This is a genomic window from Paracoccus sp. PAR01, assembly GCF_014851995.1.
In the GTDB taxonomy this organism is placed as follows: Bacteria; Pseudomonadota; Alphaproteobacteria; order Rhodobacterales; family Rhodobacteraceae; genus Paracoccus; species Paracoccus litorisediminis.
Genome location: NZ_JACVAW010000005.1, coordinates 216079 through 239175 on the forward strand (window position 1 = coordinate 216079; position 23097 = coordinate 239175).

Annotated in this window: 22 protein-coding genes; 14 read left to right on the forward strand and 8 right to left on the reverse strand. The window is 63.7% G+C overall.

Annotated features, from left to right (window positions below; translation table 11 throughout):
• The first annotated feature begins 38 nt into the window (after positions 1-38).
• The 8 genes from IB235_RS11275 to IB235_RS11310 all read left to right on the forward strand — a co-directional run bounded on the left by IB235_RS11275 (position 39) and on the right by IB235_RS11310 (position 8818).
• Positions 39-1094 (forward strand): Ldh family oxidoreductase, encoded by a 1056-nt coding sequence (locus IB235_RS11275; protein WP_192336801.1) that lies wholly within the window; start codon positions 39-41, stop codon positions 1092-1094.
• A gap of 3 nt (positions 1095-1097) precedes the next feature.
• Entirely contained in the window at positions 1098-1967 is an 870-nt protein-coding gene (locus IB235_RS11280) for a DMT family transporter (protein WP_225612219.1), read from the forward strand.
• Between the two features lie 108 nt (positions 1968-2075).
• Positions 2076-3578 (forward strand): ABC transporter substrate-binding protein, encoded by a 1503-nt coding sequence (locus tag IB235_RS11285; protein ID WP_155040137.1) that lies wholly within the window; start codon positions 2076-2078, stop codon positions 3576-3578.
• Positions 3579-3657: 79 nt separating this feature from the next.
• Entirely contained in the window at positions 3658-4572 is a 915-nt protein-coding gene (locus IB235_RS11290; protein ID WP_192336802.1) for an ABC transporter permease, read from the forward strand.
• A gap of 9 nt (positions 4573-4581) precedes the next feature.
• The gene (locus IB235_RS11295; protein WP_225612221.1) at positions 4582-5502 is read left to right on the forward strand and encodes an ABC transporter permease; all 921 of its coding nucleotides are present in this window, start codon (positions 4582-4584) and stop codon (positions 5500-5502) included.
• Entirely contained in the window at positions 5495-7126 is a 1632-nt protein-coding gene (locus IB235_RS11300) for an ABC transporter ATP-binding protein (RefSeq protein WP_192336804.1), read from the forward strand. Before IB235_RS11295 ends, IB235_RS11300 begins: the two co-directional genes overlap by 8 nt.
• On the forward strand, positions 7123-8073 hold the full coding sequence (locus tag IB235_RS11305; protein WP_192336805.1) for a 2-hydroxyacid dehydrogenase: 951 nt from the start codon (positions 7123-7125) through the stop codon (positions 8071-8073). Before IB235_RS11300 ends, IB235_RS11305 begins: the two co-directional genes overlap by 4 nt.
• 10 nt (positions 8074-8083) lie before the next feature.
• Positions 8084-8818, forward strand: coding sequence for an SDR family oxidoreductase (locus IB235_RS11310; RefSeq protein ID WP_192336806.1), 735 nt, complete (start codon positions 8084-8086; stop codon positions 8816-8818).
• A 20-nt stretch (positions 8819-8838) separates the two neighbouring features.
• On the opposite strand, the gene IB235_RS11315 is transcribed toward IB235_RS11310, so the two are convergent.
• The 4 genes from IB235_RS11315 to IB235_RS11330 all read right to left on the reverse strand — a co-directional run bounded on the left by IB235_RS11315 (position 8839) and on the right by IB235_RS11330 (position 12485).
• On the reverse strand, positions 8839-10227 hold the full coding sequence (locus IB235_RS11315) for an L-cystine transporter (protein ID WP_192336807.1): 1389 nt from the start codon (positions 10225-10227) through the stop codon (positions 8839-8841).
• A 166-nt stretch (positions 10228-10393) separates the two neighbouring features.
• Positions 10394-10810, reverse strand: coding sequence for a type II toxin-antitoxin system VapC family toxin (locus IB235_RS11320; RefSeq protein ID WP_155040130.1), 417 nt, complete (start codon positions 10808-10810; stop codon positions 10394-10396).
• Positions 10811-10813: 3 nt separating this feature from the next.
• Positions 10814-11062, reverse strand: a complete 249-nt coding sequence (locus IB235_RS11325; protein WP_192336808.1) for a type II toxin-antitoxin system Phd/YefM family antitoxin — start codon at positions 11060-11062, stop codon at positions 10814-10816.
• 118 nt (positions 11063-11180) lie between these two features.
• Positions 11181-12485 carry an MFS transporter gene (locus tag IB235_RS11330; protein ID WP_155040128.1) on the reverse strand — a complete coding sequence of 435 codons (1305 nt, stop codon included), beginning with the start codon at positions 12483-12485 and terminating at the stop codon, positions 11181-11183.
• A gap of 282 nt (positions 12486-12767) precedes the next feature.
• Here IB235_RS11330 and cyoA point away from each other — a divergent pair, with 282 nt between their 5' ends.
• Genes cyoA through IB235_RS11355 form a run of 5 tightly spaced genes read left to right on the forward strand, consistent with a single transcriptional unit; the run spans position 12768 to position 17669 of the window.
• Positions 12768-13907 carry a ubiquinol oxidase subunit II gene (gene cyoA / locus IB235_RS11335; RefSeq protein WP_246195184.1) on the forward strand — a complete coding sequence of 380 codons (1140 nt, stop codon included), beginning with the start codon at positions 12768-12770 and terminating at the stop codon, positions 13905-13907.
• 13 nt (positions 13908-13920) lie between these two features.
• A complete protein-coding gene (gene cyoB, locus IB235_RS11340) occupies positions 13921-15930 on the forward strand; it encodes a cytochrome o ubiquinol oxidase subunit I (RefSeq protein ID WP_155040126.1) in 2010 nt (669 codons plus the stop codon).
• A gap of 4 nt (positions 15931-15934) precedes the next feature.
• Complete coding sequence (gene cyoC, locus IB235_RS11345) at positions 15935-16555, forward strand: cytochrome o ubiquinol oxidase subunit III (protein WP_155040125.1); 621 nt, start codon at positions 15935-15937, stop codon at positions 16553-16555.
• Complete coding sequence (gene cyoD / locus IB235_RS11350) at positions 16555-16929, forward strand: cytochrome o ubiquinol oxidase subunit IV (protein WP_192336809.1); 375 nt, start codon at positions 16555-16557, stop codon at positions 16927-16929. The genes cyoC and cyoD overlap by 1 nt, the downstream gene beginning before the upstream one ends.
• A gap of 41 nt (positions 16930-16970) precedes the next feature.
• A complete protein-coding gene (locus IB235_RS11355; protein ID WP_192336810.1) occupies positions 16971-17669 on the forward strand; it encodes an SURF1 family protein in 699 nt (232 codons plus the stop codon).
• Here IB235_RS11355 and IB235_RS11360 read toward each other — a convergent pair.
• The 3 genes from IB235_RS11360 to otsB are packed head-to-tail and all read right to left on the reverse strand — an operon-like array spanning position 17644 to position 21556.
• On the reverse strand, positions 17644-19026 hold the full coding sequence (locus tag IB235_RS11360; protein WP_192336811.1) for a trehalose-6-phosphate synthase: 1383 nt from the start codon (positions 19024-19026) through the stop codon (positions 17644-17646). The two genes, IB235_RS11355 and IB235_RS11360, sit on opposite strands and share 26 nt — an antisense overlap.
• Positions 19023-20807, reverse strand: coding sequence for a glycoside hydrolase family 15 protein (locus IB235_RS11365; protein ID WP_192336812.1), 1785 nt, complete (start codon positions 20805-20807; stop codon positions 19023-19025). The genes IB235_RS11360 and IB235_RS11365 overlap by 4 nt, the downstream gene beginning before the upstream one ends.
• 8 nt (positions 20808-20815) lie before the next feature.
• A complete protein-coding gene (gene otsB, locus IB235_RS11370) occupies positions 20816-21556 on the reverse strand; it encodes a trehalose-phosphatase (RefSeq protein ID WP_192336813.1) in 741 nt (246 codons plus the stop codon).
• Between the two features lie 224 nt (positions 21557-21780).
• Here otsB and ada point away from each other — a divergent pair, with 224 nt between their 5' ends.
• Entirely contained in the window at positions 21781-22848 is a 1068-nt protein-coding gene (gene ada, locus IB235_RS11375; protein WP_225612223.1) for a bifunctional DNA-binding transcriptional regulator/O6-methylguanine-DNA methyltransferase Ada, read from the forward strand.
• Here the strand turns inward: ada and IB235_RS11380 are convergent.
• Positions 22845-23081 carry a hypothetical protein gene (locus IB235_RS11380; protein ID WP_225612225.1) on the reverse strand — a complete coding sequence of 79 codons (237 nt, stop codon included), beginning with the start codon at positions 23079-23081 and terminating at the stop codon, positions 22845-22847. The two genes, ada and IB235_RS11380, sit on opposite strands and share 4 nt — an antisense overlap.
• Positions 23082-23097 lie beyond the last annotated feature (16 nt).

Sequence of the window (23097 nt, forward strand, 5' to 3'; positions counted from 1 at the left end):
CGGCACCCCGCCCCCCTCTGCCCAATGACGGAGAGACCATGCCCCTCATCGATAGCGAGGCGCTGACCGATTTCGCGCAAGCGCTTCTGTCCGCCGCCGGAATGGAAACCGACAAGGCCGAAGCCACCGCCCGCGTGCTGGTCGAGGGCGACATGATCGGCCATGAGACCCATGGCGTCGGCCTGCTGCCTTGGTATCTGGACGCGCTGGCCGATGGCTCGCTGCGCAAGGCGGGGGATTACGAAGTGGTTTCCGACCGGGGGGCCAGCTTCGTCTGGGACGGGCACCTGCTGCCCGGCGCATGGCTGCTGACCCGCGCGCTGGAGCAGGCGGCAGAGCGAGTCAGCCAATATGGCGTGGTGACGGCGGCCATCCGCAACACCCATCATACCTGCGCGCTGTCGGCCTATATGCGCGAGCTGACCGATCGCGGGCTGATCGTGCAGATTTCCTGCTCCAACCCGGCGGCTTCGCGCGTCGCGCCTTATGGCGGGACGAAGCCATTGCTGACCCCGAACCCTATTGCGGCGGCCTTCCCGACCTCGGGCGACCCGGTACTGATCGACGTGTCGACCTCGATCACCACGACCACGATGACCCAGACCTTGGCCAAGGCCGGTCAGAAATTCCCCGAGGCTTGGGCGCTGACTGCCGCAGGCGAGCCGACCGACGATCCGCGCGAGGTCACCGAACATGGCGGTTCCCTGCTGCCTTTGGGCGGCGCGTTGAAGGGGCACAAGGGCTATGGCCTTGGGTTGATGGTCGAGCTGCTGGGGCAGGGGCTTTCCGGCAAGGGCCGCGCCAATACCGCGCCGGGACCCTTGGCGCAAAGCGCCTTCATTCAGGTGATCGACCCCGAGGCATTCGCCGGGATCGACGCCTTCCGCGAACAATCCGACTGGCTGGCCGATGCCTGCCGCAGCAATCCGCCGGGACCCGCGACGCGGGGAGCTGTCCGCGTTCCCGGCGATTCCGCCGCCCGCCACCGTCGCGCTGCCTTGGCCGAGGGGGTTCCCGTCGATGACGCCCTGTGGCCGCGGATCGCTGATCGCGCACTGGCGCTTGGCGTCCCCTTGCCGACAGTGCGGGGCTAAGACATGGTCCAGTCTCTGCACGACCGCCCGAACAATCTGCTGGCCGCCGCCGGCATGATGGTGGCGGCAACCGTGCTGGGTGCCTGCGACGGGGTGATCGTGCGGCTGCTGGCCGGCGGCGTGCATCCCTTCATCATCGGCTTCTTCAGGGCAGCCTTCGGACTGATCTTCCTGCTGCCCTGGATCGTCAAAAGCGGCGATCTGATGGGATCGCCCTATCGCTGGCTGCATGTGCTGCGGGCGGGGCTGAAACTGGCCTCGCTGCTGGCGCTGTTCGTGGCCTTTGCCAATGCGCCCCTTTCGGACGTGACGGCGATCAGCTTCTCGACCCCGATCTTCCTGTTGATCGGTGCCTGCCTGCTGCTGGGGGAGCGGATGACGCCCGCCCGTGCGGTGTCGGTCGGCGTTGGGTTTCTGGGCATGCTGATCATCATCCGGCCGGGCGCGGGTGGCTTCGATCCGGCGCTGCTGTTTGCCTTGGCCGGGGCGGTTCTGACTGCCGCAATTCAGCTGATCCTGAAGGGCATGTCCGGGCACGACCGTCCCGACCGGCTGGTGGCATGGAACCTGATTGCCATGGTGCCGCTGGCGCTGCTGCTGGCGTTGACCGTCTGGAAAACGCCGACTTCGGGCCAGCTGATGCTGCTTGCCCTGCAAGGCGTGCTTGGGGCGGCCAGTCAGGGGCTGATCACGCGGGCGTTTTCGATGGCCGATGCCTCGTTCCTGGCACCGCTGGATTTCCTGCGCCTGCCGGTTATCGCCTTGCTCGCATTCGCTTTTTTCCACGAGGTCGCCGGTGTGTCGACCTGGATCGGAGCGGCGGTCATCATCGCCGCCATCGTGACCGGCACCGTGGCGCGGGGGCGAACATAAAGGGTTCTAAAACTTCTAAGATGCACTAATATATTACTTAGGAGTTGATTCGGAAGGACAAGCGCCGAGGAGGGCGCTGAACGAAGCGACTTGAACATGGGAGGAAACATGAAAGCGACCCTTATCGGCGCGCTGCTGGCGAGTACCATCGCGAGCGGGGCAGCCTATGCGCAAGCCAATCACGACGTCACCATCGTGCTCAGCGAAGAGCTGGAGCTGATCGATCCCTGCATGTCGTCGCAGTCGAATATCGGCCGTGTCCTGCTGGGCAATATCAGCGAGACGCTGACCGTCTATGAACCCGCGACCGCCACGCTGAAGCCGCTTCTGGCCGAAAGCTGGGAAGAAACCCAGCCCGGCACCTGGCGCTTCAAGCTGCGTCCCGGCGTCACCTTCTCGGACGGGACCGACTTCAAGGCGCAGGACGTGATCCACTCGCTGGAGCGCACGATCAGCGACAAGATGACCTGCGAGATCGGCGGCAAGTATTTCGGCGGTTTCAAGATCACCGCCACCAAGGTCGACGACCTGACCGTCGACATCACCACCGATCCGGCCCAGCCGATCCTGCCGCTGCTGATGTCCTCGCTGACCATCGTCCCCGAGGAAACCCCGCTGGAGATGCAGCAAAAGCCGATCGGCACCGGCCCCTATGAGATGTCCGAGCGCAATATCGGAACGAACATCATCCTGACCCAGCGCGACGGCTATTGGGGCGACAAACCGACCGTGACCAAGGCCACTTACGTCTTCCGCGATGACAGCGCCGTCCGCGCCGCCATGGTCGAAGTCGGTGAGGCCGATATCGCCCCGGTCATCAGCGAACTCGACGCGACCAATGCCGCGACCGATTTCGCCTATCCGAACTCGGAAACCACCTATCTGCGCGTCGATCACGCCACCGCGCCGCTGAACGACCGCCGCGTCCGCGAGGCGATGAACCTGGCCATTGACCGCGACGCCTTCATCGGCACGTTGGTCGCCAAGGATGCGCAAAAGGCCACCGCCGTGGTCCCGCCGACGACGCTGGGCTACAACAAGGATCTGAAGCCCTATCCCTTCGATCCCGAGCGCGCCAAGCAACTGCTGGAGGAAGCCAAGGCCGCCGGTGTCCCGGTGGATCAGGAAATCCTGATTGTCGGTCGTCTGGGGATGTTCCCCAACATCACCGAGATCCTTGAGGCCATGTCGCAGATGCTGAACGACGTGGGCTTCAACACCAAGCTGCAGATGACCGAAGTCGCGGAATACAATACCTACTACAACCGCCCCTTCGGCGAAGGTCGTGGTCCGCAACTGGTCGCCGCCCAGCATGACAATGCCAAGGGCGACCCGGTCTTCTCGATGTATTTCAAATACGGCACCGAGGGGCTGCAATCGGGTCTGGTCTATCCGGAACTCGACGCCGAGATCTCGAAGGCGACCGAGGCCAGCGGTGACAACCGCGCCGCCCTGTGGTCGGATGTGATGAAGGACATCCACGAGAACCTCATCGGCGATGTCGAGATGTTCCACATGGTTGGCTTCAGCCGCGTCAATCCGCGTCTGGACTACACGCCGACGATTTCGACGAACAGCGAACTTCGCCTGTCGGAAATCGGCTTCAAGTGATCTGACTACGGGGGGCGGCGGTGCTGTCCCCCATTGCCTCACGCGACTGGCCGCAAGGCCCCCGGTCGAGGAACCCGATATGAAAAGCTTCATCGGCAAGCGGGCCATCGCGAGTGCGATTTCCCTCGTTGGCCTTGTCATCCTTGTCTTCTTTCTGTCCCGTCTGACGGGCGATCCCACCGATCTGTATCTGCCGATCGACGCCACGCAGGAAATGCGTGACAAATTCCGCGAGCTGCACGGGCTGAACGATCCGCTGATCGTCCAATTCGGGCGCTATGTCTGGGACCTGCTGCATTTTGATTTCGGCGACTCGATCCGACAGGCCCGCCCGGCGATGGAGGTCGTTCTGGAAGGCTTCCGCTGGACGCTGACCCTTGCCGTCATCACCATGACGCTGGTCACGGTCGCGGCCATCGTCATTGGCTCGCTTGCCGCCTTCAAGGTCGGCGGGGTCTTCGACCGGATCAGCAGCTTCTTTTCTCTGATCGGTGCCTCGGCACCGGATTTCTGGATCGCCATCGTCGGCATCGTGATCTTTGCGGTGCAATTGCGCTGGCTGCCGACCTCGGGGACGGGGACGGTCTGGCATTGGGTGCTGCCGATCGCGGTGCTGTTCATCCGCCCCTTCGGGCTGATCCTGCAAGTCGTGCGCGGCTCGATGATCACGGCGCTGTCCTCGGCCTATGTGAAGACTGCCAAGGCCAAGGGCGTGCCGCCGCGCCCGATCATCTTTGTCCACGGGTTGCGCAATGCCATGCTGCCGGTCATCACCGTGATCGGCGATCAGGCGGCGGGCATCCTGAACGGTGCGGTGGTCGTGGAAACCATCTTTGGCTTCCCCGGCATCGGCAAGCTGATGATCGACGCCATCCTGCAACGCGATTTCGCGGTGATCCTTGCCGCGATAATGGTCTCGGCCGTGGCCATCTTCATCATGAATCTCTTGATCGACCTCGCCTATGCGATGCTTGATCCTCGCATCCGGTATTGAGTCATGACCATGAGCCAAACCAACACAACGACCACCCAGAAAGAGCGCGGACGCTTCGGAACCTTCATCCGACTGCTCTGGGCCGATAAATTCGCCTTCTTCGCCGCGCTGTTCCTGCTGGTTGTCGTGCTTTGCGCGATCTTCGGCCCGATCTGGCTGTCGGATGAGGCGACACGCCAGAACCTGCGCGGCCGCAATGCGCCCCCGTTCGAGCTGGCGCGCGGCTTCCTTTACATCCTCGGCGCGGACCAGCTGGGCCGCCCGCTGCTACCCCGCATCATTGTCGCCGCGCAAAACACCATGGCGGTCGCCGCAGGCGCGGTGATCTGCTCGATGATCATCGGCTCGGCGCTGGGGCTGGTCGCGGGCTATTCGCGCAGCCGCTGGAGCCAGGCGATCATGCGCCTTGGCGACGTGATCATGTCCTTCCCCTCGCTGCTGCTGGCGGTGATCGTGCTGTATATGCTGGAACCCTCGGTCGCGAATATCGTGCTGGTTCTGGCGATTACCCGCATCCCGATCTATCTGCGCACCACCCGCGCCGAGGTGCTGGAAGTACGCGAGCGCATGTTCATCTCGGCCGCCCGCGTCATGGGCACCTCGGATATGCGCATCGTCTTCCGCCATATCCTGCCCGTGGTGCTGCCGACGCTGATCACCATCGCCACGCTGGATTTCGCCTTTGTCATGCTGGCGGAAAGCTCGCTGTCCTTCCTGGGTATCGGCATCCAGCCGCCCGAGATCACCTGGGGCCTGATGGTCAGCCAGGGCCGTCCTTACCTGACGAACGCATGGTGGCTGTCCTTCTGGCCGGGTCTGGCAATCATCCTGACCACGCTTTCGCTGAACCTTCTGTCGGCTTGGATGCGGATCGCGCTTGATCCGGTGCAGCGCTGGCGCCTTGAAATGGGAGGCCGCAAGAATGGCTGATCACCTGCTGGAGGTCCGCAACCTCTCGGTCGATTTCCACACCGCCGCCGGAACCGTCAGCGCTGTCCGCAATGTCAGCTGGCATCTGGACCGGGGCGAGACGCTGGCAATCTTGGGCGAATCGGGTTCGGGCAAATCCGTCTCGGCCTCGACGATCATGAACCTGATCGACATGCCGCCGGGCGAGATCAAATCGGGCGAGGTCCTGTTCGAGGGCCGCGACCTGCTGAAGATGACGGATGAGCAGCGCCGCACCCTGAACGGCAAGCGCATCGCGATGATCTTTCAGGACCCGCTGAGCCATCTGAACCCGGTCTATACCGTCGGCTGGCAGATCTGCGAGATCATGCGCGTCCATGATGTGCCCGCCGACAAGGCGCGGGCGCGCACGCTGGAACTGCTCAAGCGCGTCGGCATCACCGATCCCGAAGCCGCGATGGGCAAATACCCGCATGAGTTCTCGGGCGGGCAGCGGCAACGTCTGATGATCGCGATGGCGCTGGCGTTGAAGCCCGACATTCTGATCGCGGATGAGCCGACCACCGCGCTGGACGTGACGGTGCAGGCGCAGGTGCTGGCCTTGCTGGAAGAACTTCAGCAAGAAACTGGCATGGGCCTGCTGCTGATCACCCATGATCTGGGCGTCGTGGCCGAGATCGCCGACCGCGTCGTGGTGATGAACCGTGGTGAGGTCGTTGAAAGCGGCGATGCCGCCGAGGTCTATCGCAACCCCAAGCATCCTTACACCAAGCGCCTGATCGACGCCGCCCCCGGCAAGGGTGAAACGCGGGAGGAGGGCGACCGCAAGGGCGAGCCTCTGTTGCGCGTCGAACGCCTGCAGCAGCATTACGGCGGCTTCCAAGCGCTGAAGGGCGCAAGCTTCACCATCATGCCCGGTGAAACCGTGGCGATCGTGGGCGAATCCGGCTCGGGCAAGTCGACCATGGCGCGGGCCATCCTGCGGCTGGATGAGCCCAGCGGCGGCAAGGTGATCTGGAAGGGCCGCGACCTGTTGCAGATGTCGCCGAAGGAAATCTTCGCGATCCGCCGCGACATCCAGATGGTGTTTCAGGACCCGACGCAATCCTTGAACCCGCGGATGACCGTCTATCAGATCATCTCGGAAGCATGGGTCGTCCATCCCGAAATCCTGCCAAAAGCCCGCTGGAAGGAACGCGTCGCGGAACTGCTGGTGCAGGTAGGCCTGCAACCCGACATGGCGCGGCGGTATCCGCACCAGTTCTCGGGCGGGCAGCGGCAGCGCATCGCCATCGCCCGTGCACTGGCCTTGGAACCCAAGCTGATCATCTGTGATGAGGCCGTGTCCGCGTTGGACGTGTCGATCCAAGCGCAGGTGATCGAGCTGCTGGACGGGCTGCGCCGTGATCTGGGCCTGTCCTATCTGTTCATTGCCCATGATCTGCCGGTGGTTCGTGACTTTGCCGACCGGGTCATCGTCATGAAATCCGGCGAGATCGTCGAGGAAGGCCCGACCGGCCAGATCTTCGACCATCCGCTTCAGCCCTATACGCGGGCGCTGCTGGCCGCCTCGCTTGATCCCGACCCCGAAGTTCAGGCGGCGCGACGCGCGATCCGCCTGTCAGAAGGACTTGTTCCCGCATGAAACAGAATGTTCTTGTCTGCACCCCGATCCGGCCAGAGAAACTGGCGATCCTCGAAGATACCTACAACGTCTTTCCGCTGTATAAGTTGACCGACAGCGTCGAGCGCGAGGCCCTGATCGACAGGGCTGGCGAAACCTGCACGGCGATGGTCAGCAATGGCCATTTCCCCGCCGATGACGCCTTCCTGACGCGGCTGCCGCATCTGCAGATCGCCGCCTGCTCCTCGGTTGGGTATGAGACGCTGGACGTGGACGCGATGACCCGCCGTGGCATTCGCTTCACCAATACGCCCGACGTGCTAACCGATGACGTGGCCGATATCGCGATCCTTCTGATGCTGGCCGTGCGCCGCAATCTGGTGGTGGGCGATGCCTATGTTCGCTCGGGCGATTGGGGCCGCAAGGGGATGCTGCCGCTGACCCGCACCACCTCGGGGCGCAAGGTCGGTATCGTCGGTCTGGGCCGGATCGGCGCCGCCATCGCCAAGCGCTGCGTGGCACTGGGGATGGAGATCGGCTATTATGGCCGCGCGCCGAAACCCGGCGTGCCCTACCAGTATTTCGGTGACGTGGTCGAAATGGCGGGCTGGTCTGATGTGCTTATCGCCGCCGCCTCGGGCGGTCCGGAAACGGCGCATCTGGTCTCGGCTGCTGCGCTGTACGCGCTGGGGCCGGAGGGCAGCTTCATCAATATCTCGCGCGGCTCGGTGGTGGACGAACCCGCGCTGCTTGATGCGCTGGAAAGCGGGCGGCTGGGCTCGGCCGGGTTGGATGTATTCCTGAATGAGCCGAATCCCGATCCGCGTTTCGGGAAACTTTCGAACGTCGTTCTGTATCCGCACCATGCCAGCGGCACGGTCGAGACCCGGGACAAGATGTCCCAGCTGGTCGTCGACAATCTGGCCGCGCATTACGCCGGGCAGCCTTTGCTGACACCGGTCAACTAGGAGAATCCGAATGCAAGTTGCAGTCATCACCGGTGCCGGTAGCGGCATCGGGCGGGCAGTTGCTGTCGAATTGGCAGGGCGCGGCTGGTCTTTGGTCCTGGCCGGTCGCCGTCAGGATGCACTTGAGGAAACCGCGCGTCTGGCCGGGAGTGGGCTGGCGGTTCCGACCGACGTGGCCGATCCGGCCTCGGTCGCGGCGCTGTTTGCCGCCGCCAAGGACGAATATGGTCGGGTCGATCTGCTGTTCAACAATGCCGGCACCAACACCCCCGCCGTTCCGTTCGAGACCCTGCCACCCGAGGATCTGGCCACGGTCATCGCCACCAACCTGACTGGGCCGATCTTCTGCGCGCAGGCCGCCGTGGCGATGATGAAGGCGCAGGACCCGCAGGGCGGGCGCATCATCAATAACGGTTCGGTCTCGGCCTACGGTCCGCGTCCACACAGCCTGGCCTATACCGCCTCGAAACACGGGATCACCGGGCTGACGAAAAGCCTGATCCTCGATTGCCGGGATTTCGGAATTGCGGTCAGCCAGATCGATATCGGCAATGCCGCGACCGCGCGCACCGACCGCATGTCTCAGGGTGTGCCGCAGGCCAATGGCACGACGGCGATCGAGTCGCGCATGGATGTCGGGCTGCTGGCCCGTCAGGTGGCGGATCTGGCGGTGATGCCGCTGGAGGTGATGGTGCCGTTCCTGACCATCATGCCGCGGACGATGCCGCTTTACGGCAGGGGATGATCCCCTGCCGCAAGGCGTGATCAGGCGTTCTGCAGCTCGCCGTGGTCCTCGCTTGCCATGATCTCGCGGTCGGTCTGGCCAAGGATCTGCGAGGTGATGGTGCCGGCAGTCATCGAGCCGTTCACGTTCAGCGCGGTGCGTCCCATGTCGATCAGCGGCTCGACCGAGATCAGCAGCGCGACCAGCGTGACGGGCAGACCCATGGCGGGCAGGACGATCAGCGCGGCCATCGTCGCACCGCCGCCGACGCCAGCGACCCCGGCGGAACTCAGCGTGACGATGGCGACCAGCGTGGCGATCCATGTCGGGTCCAGCGGGTTGATGCCCACGGTCGGCGCGACCATGACGGCCAGCATCGCCGGGTAAAGCCCGGCACAGCCATTCTGCCCGATCGTCGCCCCGAAGGACGCGGCAAAAGACGCGATGGTCTGCGGCACGCCCAGACGGCGGGTCTGGATCTCGACGTTCAGCGGGATCGATGCGGCGCTGGAACGGCTGGAAAAGGCAAAGGTCAGCGCGGGCAGAACCTTCTTGAAGAAGGTCACCGGGTTGACGCCGGTCAGGGTCAGCAGGATCGCGTGGACCCCGAACATGATGCCCAGCCCGACATAGGACGCGATCACGAACTTGCCGAGGTTGAAGATGTCCCCCGCATTCGAGGTTGCCGCCATCTTGGTCATCAGCGCCATGACGCCGAAGGGGGTCAGCGCCATGATCAGCCGCACCAGCTGGGTGATCCAGCTTTGCATCAGGTCGATGAAGGCGATCAGGCGATGGCCTTTTTCGGGGTCGCGATTGACCAGCCGGATGGCCGCTGCGCCAAGGAAGGCGGCAAAGACCACGACCGAAATGATCGAGGTCGGATTGGCACCGGTCAGATCGGCGAAGGGGTTTTTCGGGATGAAGGACAGGATCAGCTGCGGCACCGTCAGGTCGGCGACCTTGGGTGCATAGGTGGTGTTCAGCGTCTCAAGCCGGGCGCTTTCCGCCACGCCATGGGCCAGCCCCTCGGCGGTCAGGCCAAAGCTGAGAACCATGATCACGCCGACCAGCGCGGCAATCGCCGTGGTCAACAGAAGCGTGCCCAGCGTCAGCACCGAGATACGTCCCAGCGCCGATGCGTCATGCAACTTCGACACCGCATTCAGGATGGCGACAAAGACCAGCGGCATGACGATCATCTGCAGCAGTTGCACATAGCCGTTGCCGACGATGTTGATCCAGCTGATCGTCTGCTTGATCGTTTGGGAGCCCGAGCCATACAGCATCTGCAGCGCGACGCCGAACAGCGTCCCGATGACAAGGGCGATGAAGACCCTGACCGACAGCGACAGATCGCGCGTCTGCAACTGATGGATCGCGAATAACAGGGCGATGAATACGATCAGGTTGATGAATACGAGCGCCATGACGCTTCTCCGGCAGTGGACGGGACCATAGGAGTATTCATATCGGCCAGCGGAATTAAGGGGGCCGGGAAAATAAGCATATGCATATCCCTGCGGCGCGGATAGCCATGACAATGTTCCGAAAGCCGCAGGGGTTTCGGGAAATGATCGCCCGAATTGCGGCGATTCAGACCGCATGCGGAACGAAAGGGTCCAAAATCCGGCAACCCGAGGGGCGGAAATCTGCCACATTCCCCGTCACCACCGTCGCGTCATGGGCCAGGGCGGTGGCCGCGATCAGCAGATCGGCACCATCATGACCGATCCGGGCGGAAAGCCTGCCCCAGATTTGTGCCTCGGTCGCGGTGAAGGGCAGCAGGCGGTCGGCAAACAGCGTCACCGTTCGCGTCAGCCAGTCCCGCAGGTCGCGGGCAAAGGGCGGGTTCACCTCTTCTTGCCGGGCAATGCCGCGCTCGATCTCTCCCAGCGTCACCACTGACAGGTAAAGCTGCGATTCGTCCTGACGGGTCAGCCATGCGGCGACATCGGGGCTGCGCTCGGGGCGGCGCAACGCCGACAGGACATTGGTGTCAAGAATCAGCATGAATCAGAACTGGACATCGCGCGGCCGGACGGGCTGGCGCGGGGTGTCGGGGGCAACACCCGGAAAATCCAGCAGATGCGCGATGAACGAGCCGCGATTTTCCGCCGCTGCCGCCCGCATCCGGTCATATTCCGCCGCAGACAGCACGACGACCGCTGGCTTGCCGCGACGGGTGACCTGTTGCGGCTGGCCGGACATGGCGGCCTCGACCACGGCCGAGAAACGGTTCTTGGCGTCCTGAAGCGTCCACATGGCGACCTCAACTGGCTAGCTATCTAGCTAGATAGATAGATAGGGCGTGGACGCGGTGATTTCAATGAAAAACGCCCGGTGCGGAACCGGGCGTTCTGATTTTTGCGATTGGACCGGCTTAGCGCAGGCGCAGCTGACGGGCGAACCATAGCGCCGCCATGGTGCAAAGCGCACCCGACAGCAGGTAAAGCCCGGCGGCCGGCAGGCCCAGCCACGAGGACAGCGCCAGTGCCGCCAGCGGAGCGAAGCCCGCGCCGAACAGCCATGCCAGATCCGAGACGATGGCCGAGCCGGTATAGCGGCGGCGCGGCTCGAACAGCGAAGCGACCGCACCCGAGCTTTGACCGAAGCTGAGGCCAAGGATGATGAAGCCGATGATCATGTAGACCGCCTCGCCGATCTGGTTGCCCGAAAGCAGCAGCGGCGCGAACAGGCTGAAGATCGCGATGGCGACCGCGCAGCGGAACAGCAGCTTGCGGTGACCGATATGGTCGGCGACCACGCCCGACAGGATGATGGCAAGGAAGCCGCAGGCCGCGGCAAGCGCCTCGATCACCAGGAAGTTGGACAGGGTCTCGTTGGTGTAGAGATAGATCCAGGACAGCGGGAAAACCGTGACCATGTGGAACAGCGCAAAGCTGGCCAGCGGCACGAAGGCCCCGACAAGGATCGTGTGGCCGTCATTGGCGATGGCCGCGCGGAAGCTGGTCGGCTCAAGCTCATGATCCTCGAAGGCTTGCGCGTATTCCGGGGTGACCACGATGCGCAGACGGGCGAACAGCGCCACGACGTTGATCGCGAAGGCCACAAAGAACGGGTAGCGCCAGCCCCAGCTCAGGAAGTCTTCCTGCGACATGTTCGACAGGAGATAGGCAAAAAGCAGGCTGGCGACGATCAGACCGACCGGCGCGCCAAGCTGCGGCGCCATGACATAAAGACCGCGACGATCTTCCGGCGCGTTCATGTTCAGAAGCGAGGGCAGACCGTCCCATGCGCCGCCAAGGGCGATGCCCTGACCGATTCGCAACAGGCAGAGCACCGCGATCGAGGCCGCGCCGATCTGGTCGTAGGACGGGATCAGACCCATGCCGACGGTCGAGGTACCAAGAATCATCAGCGACAGCGTCAGCTTGGTGCCTTTGCCGTAGCGGCGGTCGATCACGGTGAAAAGTGCCGTGCCCAGCGGGCGGGCAAGGAAGGCCAGCGCGAAGACCGCGAAGGACCAAAGCGTCGCAGTCAACGGATCCGCAAAGGAAAAATACCGATGCGGAAAGATGATGACCGAGGCGATCGCGAAAACGAAGAAGTCGAAGAACTCGGACGAACGTCCGATGATCACGCCGACCGCGATGTCGGACGGGCGGACATCATGTCCGGCGGCCTCACGAGGAAGGTTGGAAGAGGAGGGCGTAGCTGCGCACATGTCTAGCTGACCTATCAGGGGCACCCGACAGCGTGGGGGGCGAGGGGACTTTAAGGCAATAGTGGGGGCGTTCTTCCTCTGGTCAACGCAGATGTTCAAGATGCGCAGGGTGTGGCAAATTGTCCTATGTCTGTCGCGGACCCGAACCATTAGGGGGTGGCCCGATCTACCCCTCCCTACGCCCCCTCTTCAGCTGAGGTTACGGCTTTCATGCGTATACTCCCCCGACTGGCGCGCTTTCTCGCGCTTGCCCCCGCTATTCTCGCGCTCTCCGCTTGTAAGATGGAGGTGCTCAAGCCCTCCGGCGACATCGCGGAGCGCCAAAAGGATCTGCTTCTGGCCTCGACCGGCCTGATGCTCATCATCATCATTCCGGTGATGGTGCTGATTGTGCTGTTCGCCTGGCGCTACCGCGCCTCGAATAAAAACGCGCCCTATCGCCCCGATTGGGACCACTCGACCAAGTTCGAGCTGGTGATCTGGGCTGCGCCGCTGATCATCATCATCTGCCTTGGCGCGCTGACCTGGGTCGGCACGCATCTTCTGGACCCCTACCGTCCGCTGGACCGTCTAAGCGCAAGCGAACCGGTCCCGGAGCAGGACCCGTTCCGCGTCGAGGTCGTCGCGCTGGACTGGAAATGGCTGTTCATCTACCCGGAACAAGGCGTCGCCTCGATCAACGAGCTGGCTGTCCCGGTCAACCGCGAGATCGAGTTCAGCCTGACCTCGTCCTCGGTGATGAACGCCTTCTACATCCCGGCCATGGCTGGCATGCTTTATGCAATGCCCGGCATGGAGACCACGCTGCACGGCGTCTTCAACCATGGCGGCGAATATCAGGGGCTTGCCTCGCATTATTCGGGCCACGGCTTCTCGGGGATGCGCTTCAAGGCGCATGCGCTTGATCAGGCCGAATTCGACCAATGGGTCGACGAAGCCCGTGCCGCTGGCGGTACGCTGGACCGTGCGAAATATCTTGAGCTCGAAGCACCGACCGAGAACGTGAAGCCGATGACCTTCGCGCAGACCGATCCGGAACTGTTCGACCGCGTGGTCAACATGTGCGTCGAAGAAGGCAAGATCTGCATGGCCGAGATGATGGCGCTGGACGCCAAGGGTGGCACCGGCCTGGCCGGGACCATCAACATGGCCCAGCTGACCCATGACAAGGAAATCCGTCGCGGCCTTGCCCGCCCGGTTCTGGGGCAAGAGCCCTTCATGGTCACCAGCTTCTGCACCCCCGCGGATTCGGCACGCATGTTCTCGGACCTGCGCCAGTCGCAGCCGGTCGTCCGCGTCGACCAGACGCCGATGCGCGGCATTGCCTTGCCCCGCCCCGACAACCGCCTTGGTCTGGGGCTGAGCATGCCCCGGCTCATCCAGGACGCGCGGCGACCCGACGCCGTCGACAAGCAACTCTGAGCCGGAGTCCCAGATGGCCATTCCTACAAATGTCGAAACCACCTTCCTTCTGGGGCGTCTCAATTGGGACGCCATCCCGAAGGAGCCGATCGTCGCGGCGACCTTTGTCGCCGTGGTGCTCGGCGGCGCGGCCACGGTCGCGCTGCTGACCAAATACAAGCTCTGGGGTTATCTCTGGAAAGAATGGTTCACCTCGGTGGACCACAAAAAGATCGGGATCATGTACATGATCCTTGGCCTGATCATGTTCGTGCGCGGTTTTGCCGACGCGATCATGATGCGGCTTCAGCAGGCCATCGCCTTCAACGGCTCGGAAGGCTATCTGAACGCCCACCACTACGACCAGATCTTTACGGCGCATGGCGTCATCATGATCTTCTTTGTGGCGATGCCCTTCGTCACCGGTCTGATGAACTATGTCGTGCCGCTGCAGATCGGGGCGCGCGACGTGTCCTTCCCGTTCCTGAACAACTTCTCGTTCTGGATGACGGCGGGCGGTGCGATCATCGTCATGGCTTCGCTGTTCGTGGGTGAGTTTGCGCAAACCGGCTGGCTGGCATTCCCGCCGCTGTCGGGCATCGCTTACAGCCCGTGGGTCGGCGTCGATTATTACATCTGGGGCCTGCAGGTCGCGGGTGTCGGGACAACGCTGTCGGGGATCAACCTGATGGTGACGATCCTGAAGATGCGCGCGCCTGGCATGACCATGATGAAGATGCCTGTCTTCACCTGGACCTCGTTCTGCACGAACATCCTGATCGTGGCCTCGTTCCCGGTTCTGACGATGACGCTGATCCTGCTGACGCTGGACCGCTATATCGGCACGAACTTCTTCACCAATGACCTTGGTGGCAGCCCGATGATGTATATCAACCTCATCTGGATCTGGGGTCACCCCGAGGTTTACATCCTCATCCTGCCGCTGTTCGGCGTCTTCTCGGAGGTCACCTCGACCTTCTCGGGCAAGCGGCTGTTCGGCTATACTTCGATGGTCTATGCGACCGTCTGCATCACGGTCCTGTCCTATCTGGTGTGGCTGCACCACTTCTTCACGATGGGTTCGGGCGCCTCGGTGAACTCGTTCTTCGGGATCACCACGATGATCATCTCGATCCCGACCGGGGCCAAGATCTTCAACTGGCTGTTCACCATGTATCATGGCCGCGTCCGCATGGAGCTGCCGATGATGTGGACCATCGCCTTCATGCTGACTTTCGTCATCGGCGGCATGACCGGCGTTTTGCTGGCCGTTCCCCCGGCGGACTTCGTGCTGCACAACTCGCTGTTCCTGATCGCGCACTTCCATAACGTGATCATCGGCGGCGTGCTGTTCGGCCTGTTTGCGGCGATCAACTTCTGGTGGCCAAAGGCCTTCGGCTTCAAGCTGAACGTGTTCTGGGGCAAAGTCAGCTTCTGGTGCTGGGTCGTGGGCTTCTGGGTGGCATTCATGCCGCTTTACATCCTCGGCCTGATGGGCGTGACCCGCCGGATGCGCGTCTTCGACGATCCGAGTCTGCAGATCTGGTTCATCATCGCGGCCTTTGGCGCGCTGCTGATCGCGGCTGGCATCGGTGCGATGTTCGTCCAGTTCGGCATCTCGATCTGGAAGCGCAATGAGCCGGAATACCGTGACGTGACGGGCGATCCCTGGAACGGCCGCACGCTGGAATGGGCGACCTCGTCGCCGCCGCCGTCCTACAACTTTGCCTTCAACCCGGTCGTTCACGATCTGGATGCCTGGGCCGAGATGAAGGCTGCCGGCGCGGCGCGCCCCAAGGCGGAATACCTGCCGATCCACATGCCGCGCTACACCGGAACCGGTGTGATCCTGGCCGCGCTTTGCACGGTCTGCGGCATGGCCATGATCTGGTATATCTGGTGGCTTGCCATCCTGTCCTTCCTGGGCGTGGTCGGCTACTCGATCTATCACACCTTCAACTACGACCGGGATTACTACGTCCCCGCCGAAGAGGTGCGCGAGGTCGAAGCGGCCCGCGACGCTCAGCTGGCACAGGGAGCATGATGCGATGAGCACCATCACCGAACTGAAGGGCCCGGCCGCCTATTGGGAAACCGAGCCCCATCACCACCCCGAAGGAGCCTCGACCAATATCGGGTTCTGGGTCTACCTGATGAGCGACTGCCTGATGTTTGCAGTCCTCTTCGCGACCTATGGGGTGCTTCACGGAAACCTTGCGGCCGGTCCCGGCCCCAAGGACCTGTTCGACCTTGAACTGGTGGCGATCAACACCGCCATGCTGCTGTTCTCGTCGATCACCTATGGCTTTGCGATGCTTCGCATGGCCAAGGGCGACAAGGCGGGCACGCTCAAATGGTTGCTGATCACGCTGTTCTTTGGCCTGTGCTTCCTGGCCATCGAGCTTTACGAATTCGCGCATCTCATCCATGAGGGCGCGGGTCCGCAGCGCTCGGCCTTCCTGTCGGCCTTCTTCACGCTGGTCGGCACGCACGGTCTGCACGTGACCTTCGGCTCGATCTGGCTGATCACGCTGATGGTTCAGGTCATGAAGTTCGGCCTGACGGCGGCAAACCAGCGCCGCCTGATGTGCCTCAGCCTGTTCTGGCACTTCCTTGACCTGATCTGGATCGGGGTCTTCACGGTCGTCTATCTCATGGGGGTGATCTGATGGCACATTCGCATAACCATCATGACGATCACGGCGCGCATCACGATCATGGCAGCTTCAAAAGCTACATGACCGGCTTCGTGCTGGCGGTGATCCTGACCGTCATCCCCTTTGGCGTCGTCATGGGCGGTGGTTTCGACAGCCGCGTGATGACGGTGGGTCTGGTCGTGCTTTGCGCCGTGGCGCAGGTGCTGGTCCACATGATCTACTTCCTGCACATGAACAGCTCGGCCGAAGAAGGCTGGACGCTGCTGTCCGCGATCTTCACCATCGTGATCGTGGTCATCATGATCGCGGGTTCGCTGTGGGTCATGTTCCACCTGAACACGAACATGATGCCGCAGATGAACCACGAACTGCAGGTCATGCCGTGATGTCGGGCGCGGCTCACGGGCCGCGCCGGCCCAGGTCAGGAATGGCCTGGGCGCTGATGGCGCTCGCCTCGGTGGTGGGCGTCATCGTTCTTTTGGGACTGGGCGTCTGGCAGGTCCAGCGTCTGTCCTGGAAGACGGATCTGATCGAGCGGGTCGAGGCGCGTGTCGCTGCCCCCGCCGTTCCCGCCCCCGCTGCCGCCGAATGGGCGGCGATCTCGCCCGAGGCGGACGAATATCGCCGCGTCGCGCTGGCGGGTGCTTACGAATTTCAGGACGAGGTTCTGGTCAAGGCCGTTACCGGACAGGGCTCGGGCTTCTGGGTCATGACCCCGCTGGTCACACCCGAAGGCTGGGCGGTCTGGATCAATCGCGGTTTCGTCCCCGATGACCGGCGTGAGGCCAGCGCCCGCGCCCGCCCGGAAGGGCAGCAGCAGGTCAGCGGTCTTCTGCGCCTGACGCAACCCGGCGGAGCATTCCTGCGCGACAACGACCCGGCAGGGGGGCGCTGGTATTCTCGCGATGTTGAGGCGCTGTCGCAGCATTTCGGGCTGACCGATCACGCGCCCTATTTCATCGACGCCGACAGGGGCCCGGCTGCGCAGGCCCTGCCGATTGGCGGGCTGACCGTGGTCAGCTTCCGCAACAACCATCTCAGCTATGCGCTGACATGGTTTGCAATGGCGGCGGGACTGGCTGCTGGGGCCTTTTACGTTCTCAGCCGGGATCGGTCGCAGGATTGACCCGGCGCTGCGCCGCCTCCAGATCGGCCAGATAGGATTTCGCCCAGACCGCCACCGGAAAGGCCGTCAGCCTGCGCATCATCGCGGCATGCCGGTCGCGGCGTTCCTCGACCGGCATGGTCAGGGCGCGGGCAAGAGCGGTGGCGACCTCCTCGACATCATGCGGATTGACGATCAGCGCGCCCTGCATCTCGGCCGCGGCACCCGCGAATTGCGACAGGACCAGCACGCCGGGGTCCTCGGGGTCTTGCGCCGCGACATATTCCTTGGCGACAAGGTTCATGCCGTCGCGCAGCGGCGTGACCAGCCCGACCTTGGACAGGCGGTAAAGCCCCGCCAACAGGCTGTGGCTGAAGGCGCGGTTGATATAGCGCACAGGAACCCAGTCCAGCGTGCCATAGCTGGCATTCAACCGACCCGCGCGTTCGGCGACCTCTTGCTGGATGCGGTCGTAACCCTCGATCCCGCTGCGCGAGGCCGGGGTGATCTGCAGGAAACTGACGCGGTTATGCAGCCCGGCATGGTTTTCCAGCAGTTGTTCAAAGGCGCGCAAGCGTTCGGGCAGGCCCTTGGAGTAATCCAGCCGGTCCACCCCGATGACCATGTCGCGCGGCCCGAAACGCTGGTGCAGTTCCCGGATGCGGGGCAGGTCGCGCGCCCGTCGCGCGCGGGCGACAAAAGCCGCCGTGTCGATCGAGATCGGATAGGCCCCGATCCGCGTGCCGCGTGGCGCGATGGTTTCCTCAAGGTCGTGGCGGCGGGCGTCCAGCGCCTCGCGCAGGTTGCGGGCATCGGCGCGGGTCTGAAGGCCGACCACGTCATAGGCCAGCATCGCCTGCAGGAAACAGCGCGCGCGGGGCAGGGCGCGAAACAGGTCATGTGCGGGCCAAGGGATATGGTGGAAATAGCCGATCCGGTTCTGGACCCCCCTTTCGCGCAGGGCCTCGGCCAGCGGGATCAGGTGATAGTCATGTACCCAGACTAGGTCGTCGGGTCGCAGCATCGGAACCAGCGCATCGGCGAACTTGCCGTTCACCGCCATGTAGCGGTCCATATCGGCGCGGTTATATTCCAGCAGATCCGCCCGGTAATGACACAGGGGCCACAGCACGGAGTTTGAGATGCCGTCGTAATAGCCCGACACATCCTTGGCGGTCAGGTCCAGCGCGGCATAGGTCACCGCGCCTTCGGTGTGGACCTGCGCCGGGCCGGGCGCGTCCGAAGTCTTGCCCGACCAGCCCAGCCACAGCCCGCCCTTGTCCTTCAGCGCCGCATCCAGCGCCACGGCCAGCCCGCCTGCCGCCACGCCTTTGCCAAGCGCGGGCAGGCGGTTCGAGACGACGATCAGACGGCTCAAACGACCTCCTCCCATGTCCGCGACAGCTTGGTCGCGGCATTGATCAGCCCGACCATGGAATAGGTCTGCGGGAAGTTCCCCCACAGCGTGCGGCTGGCGACATGGACCCCTTCGGACAGCAGACCCAGCGCGTTCCTTTGCGCCAGCACCTCGGCAAAGATCTCGCGCGCCTCGTCATGACGACCCAGGCGACACAAGGCGTCGATCAGCCAGAAGGTGCAGGCGGTAAAGGCGGTTTCGGGCGCGCCGAAATCGTCGGGGGTCTTGTAGCGGAACAGGTGGTGTCCCTGCCGCAACTCGGCCTCGATCGCGGCGACGGTGGCGCGGTAGCGCGGGTCTTGTCCGGTGGTGAAGCCGATTTCGGTCATCAGCAGCAGGCTGGCATCCAGATCCTCGCTGCCGAAGGCCATGACATAGCTTTGGCGGGCCTCGCTCCAGCCATAAGCTTCGATCGCCTCGCGGATGCGGGCGGCCTCGGCCCCCCAATGGGCGGCGCGATCAGACAGGTCCAGATGCGCGGCGATCCGTGCCAGCCGGTCGCAGGCCCCCCAGCACATCAGCGCCGAATGGGTATGGATGCTTTCGCGGGTGCGGAATTCCCACAGGCCCGCGTCGGGGGTATTCCAGCGCGCGACCGCCTGATGGCCCAGAACCTCAAGCCGATGGAACAGATCCGTGCCACCCAACCGTGGCAGCCTCTGGTCGAAGAAACACTGGCTGACCGCCAGAATGACCGAGCCATAGCCGTCATTCTGGACTTGAACATAGGCCGCATTGCCGCGCCTGACCGGCGCATTGCCGCGATAGCCCGCCAGCGCGTCGCAACTTTCCTCAAGGATCACGCGCTCATGGCCCAGCCCGAACAGCGGCTGCATGTATCCGTCATGCGACCCGGTGGCGAGGTTCAGGACATAGTCCAGATAGTCCTCCATCGTCCGGGTCACGCCCAGACTGTTCAGCGCCTTGACCGTGAAGAAGCTGTCGCGCAGCCAGCAGAAGCGATAATCCCAGTTCCGACCCGTGCCCTGATATTCGGGGATCGAGCTGGTCAGCGCGGCGACGATGCCGCCGGTTTCCTCATATTCGCACAGCTTCAGCGTGATCGCCGCGCGGATGACGGCATCCTGATAGTCGGGCGGGATCGACAGCGCCCGCACCCAATCGGCCCAGTATTCCTGTGTTCGTTCAAGGAAGGTCGAGGCGATCACCTCAGGCGCATCGCTCAGGGGCTCATCCGGGCCCAGCAGAAAGACGCGGGGGCGATCCAGCAGGAAGGGGGTCTCATTCACCACGAATTCGACCGGGGCCGAGGTGGTCAGGCGCAGGTTCTGATCGCCCAACTCATAGCGCAGGTGGTTCGAGCCGCGCCGGATTTGGGCGGCATGCGCGCCGTAGCCATGGCGCGGGCGCAGGCGCATGGTGATGCGCGGTGTGCCTGCCAGCGGCTCGACGATGCGCACCACGGTCCGGCCCCGGAACATCCGCCCGCGCTCGCGAAAGCGCGGCATGAAGTCGGTGATCCGCAGCCGGTTGCCCTTGGCGTCGGTCTGTTCGGTCACAAGGATTGCGCTGTTGCGCAGGTAGCTTTGCCGGGTCTCGGTCAGGTCGTCGCAGCGGATCTGCCAGATGCCTTCATCCTCGCCCGCCTTGGGTTCGAGCAACCCGCAAAATACCGGATCGCTGTCGAAGCGGGGCAGGCACATCCAGATCATGTCGCCATGTTGGTTGAGCAGCGCCGCGCTGGAGGCATTGCCGATGATCCCAAGTTCAAGCGTTTGCATCGGTTTCCTCATGCGCCCAGCCTTTCTTCCAACCACTCCATCAGCGCCACTGGCCCCTCTAGCCGGATATCGGCGGGCAGGTCGCGTTCCCCCATCGCCACGGCGATGCCGCCCGCCTCGCGCGCGGCCTGCAGCATCGGCAGGTCGTTCAGATCGTCCCCAAAGGCGACGGGACGCCTGCCGCGAAATGGCGGCAGTTCCATGAAACGGCACAGGGCCGAGCCCTTGTCGTCGCCAATGGGGCGGATCTCGGCCACGGACTTACCGGGTTGCAGCGCCCAGCCCTGCCCAAGCGCATTCAGGGCGGCTTGAGCCGCGGCGACCATCGCGGCTTCGAACTGGGGCGCGCCGCGCCAATGCAGCGCCAGACCCGGCCCCTTGTCCTCAAGCAAGGTGCCGGGATGTCTTGCCACCAGTTCGGCCAATCCCGGCAACAGGGGTCGGATTGCAGCCAAGCGGCACGCATCATCGGGCGCGGGCGCTGCTCCGGGGAAATCCATCCCATGCAGCCCGGCGACGGGGATTGCCGCGTCCAGATGCGGGGTGATCTCGGCCCGGTTGCGCCCGGTGATGACGGCAACTGCGCCCTTGGTCCGGATGCTCAGCCGCAACAGGTCGCGGCGCAATTCGGGGGCAAGGATCACATCCTGAGGCCGAGGGGCGATTTCGGCCAGTGTGCCGTCGAAATCAAAGAAAAAAGCATGTTCATCCAGATCGAGCGATCCGAATTCCTTGGTGATGTCCTTCAAAGGCTCCGTCCTTTTCCAGTGGCGCGAAGGGCTCGCGGTCCTAGCGGTTCGGTTGGGTCGGGCAATGCCGCCCCGGTCTAAAGGTCGTGGGCGCAGGCAGGGTTCCACCTGCTTGCGGGGCCGACGTGCGCATCATGGCTTGCGATTTGACAGCAAGAACCGGGGCGCATTCCGCGTGAAGCGCGCGCATGATATGCCCGACACGACCAGGAAGGTGCTATATCATGTTCATGCAACAGGATCAAAACGCAGCCCTCGACCCGCGCTGGAGCGAGGTTCTGGCCCGCAATCCGCGCGCGGATGGCCAGTTCGTCTATGCCGTGCGCACCACGGGGGTCTATTGCCGGCCGTCCTGCCCCTCGCGCCGCGCCCGTCCCGAAAACATTGCCTTCTTTGCCACCCCCGATGAGGCGGATGCTGCGGGTTTCCGGCCCTGCCTGCGCTGCCATCCGCGCGGGCAATCACCGGCACAGGCCAATGACGCCCTGATTGCCGAGGCCTGCCGCATCATCGAGGCGGCCGAGACCCCGCCCTCGACCGAGGAGCTTGCCCGCCGCATCGGTCTGAGCCGCTTTCATTTCCACCGCGAGTTCAAGGCCCGGACCGGCCTGACGCCGCAGGGCTATGCCAAGGCGCACCGGGCGGGTCGCCTGCGCGACGCGCTGGCCAGTGAAGGCAGCGTCACGGCAGCGATCTATCAGGCGGGATTTGGATCTGGCAGCCGTTTCTATGCGACCTCGGACGCGATCATCGGCATGGCGCCCAAGGCCTATCGGCAGGGTGGGGCGCAGGCCGAGATCCGCTTTGCCCTTGCCCAATGTGTGCTGGGGGCGATCCTTGTCGCCAGCACCGACAAGGGGGTCTGCGCGATCTCGCTGGGCGATGAGCCCGAACCGCTTCTGCGCGAATTGCAGGACCGTTTTCCCCGCGCCCGGCTGGTCGGTGCGGATGCGGAATATGAAAAGCTGGTGGCGCAGGTCATCGGCTTTGTCGAGCGTCCGGCGCTAGGGCTGGACCTGCCGCTGGATATCCGCGGCACGGCCTTTCAGCAGCGAGTCTGGCAGGCCCTGCGCGATCTGCCCGTCGGCGAAACCGTCAGCTATGCCGAACTTGCCCGGCGCTTGGGCCAGCCGAAATCCATGCGCGCGGTCGCGGGGGCCTGTGCGGCCAATACCATCGCGGTCGCCATCCCCTGTCACCGGGTCGTGCGCACGGATGGGGCGCTGTCGGGCTATCGCTGGGGCATTGCGCGCAAGCGCGAATTGCTGGACCGCGAGGCCGGGGAGCGTTAGCTCCGGTCCCGTCCCCTGACCCAGAACAGCGCATAAGCCAGATAGAGGCCTGCGGCGGCAAAGCAGCCGCCCCAGAAGTTCTCGGCATTGGAAAACTCGACCGCGGCCCAGCCCAATGGCGCCAGAACGCAAAGAAGCCTGACCCACAGGCGGTCGAAGAACGGGTTGTTCGGATCTACCAGCATGATCCGTCTGTAGCGCAGACTGGAATCCGAATGAAGGGGGCGTTTCATTCCGAACTTCTGGGGT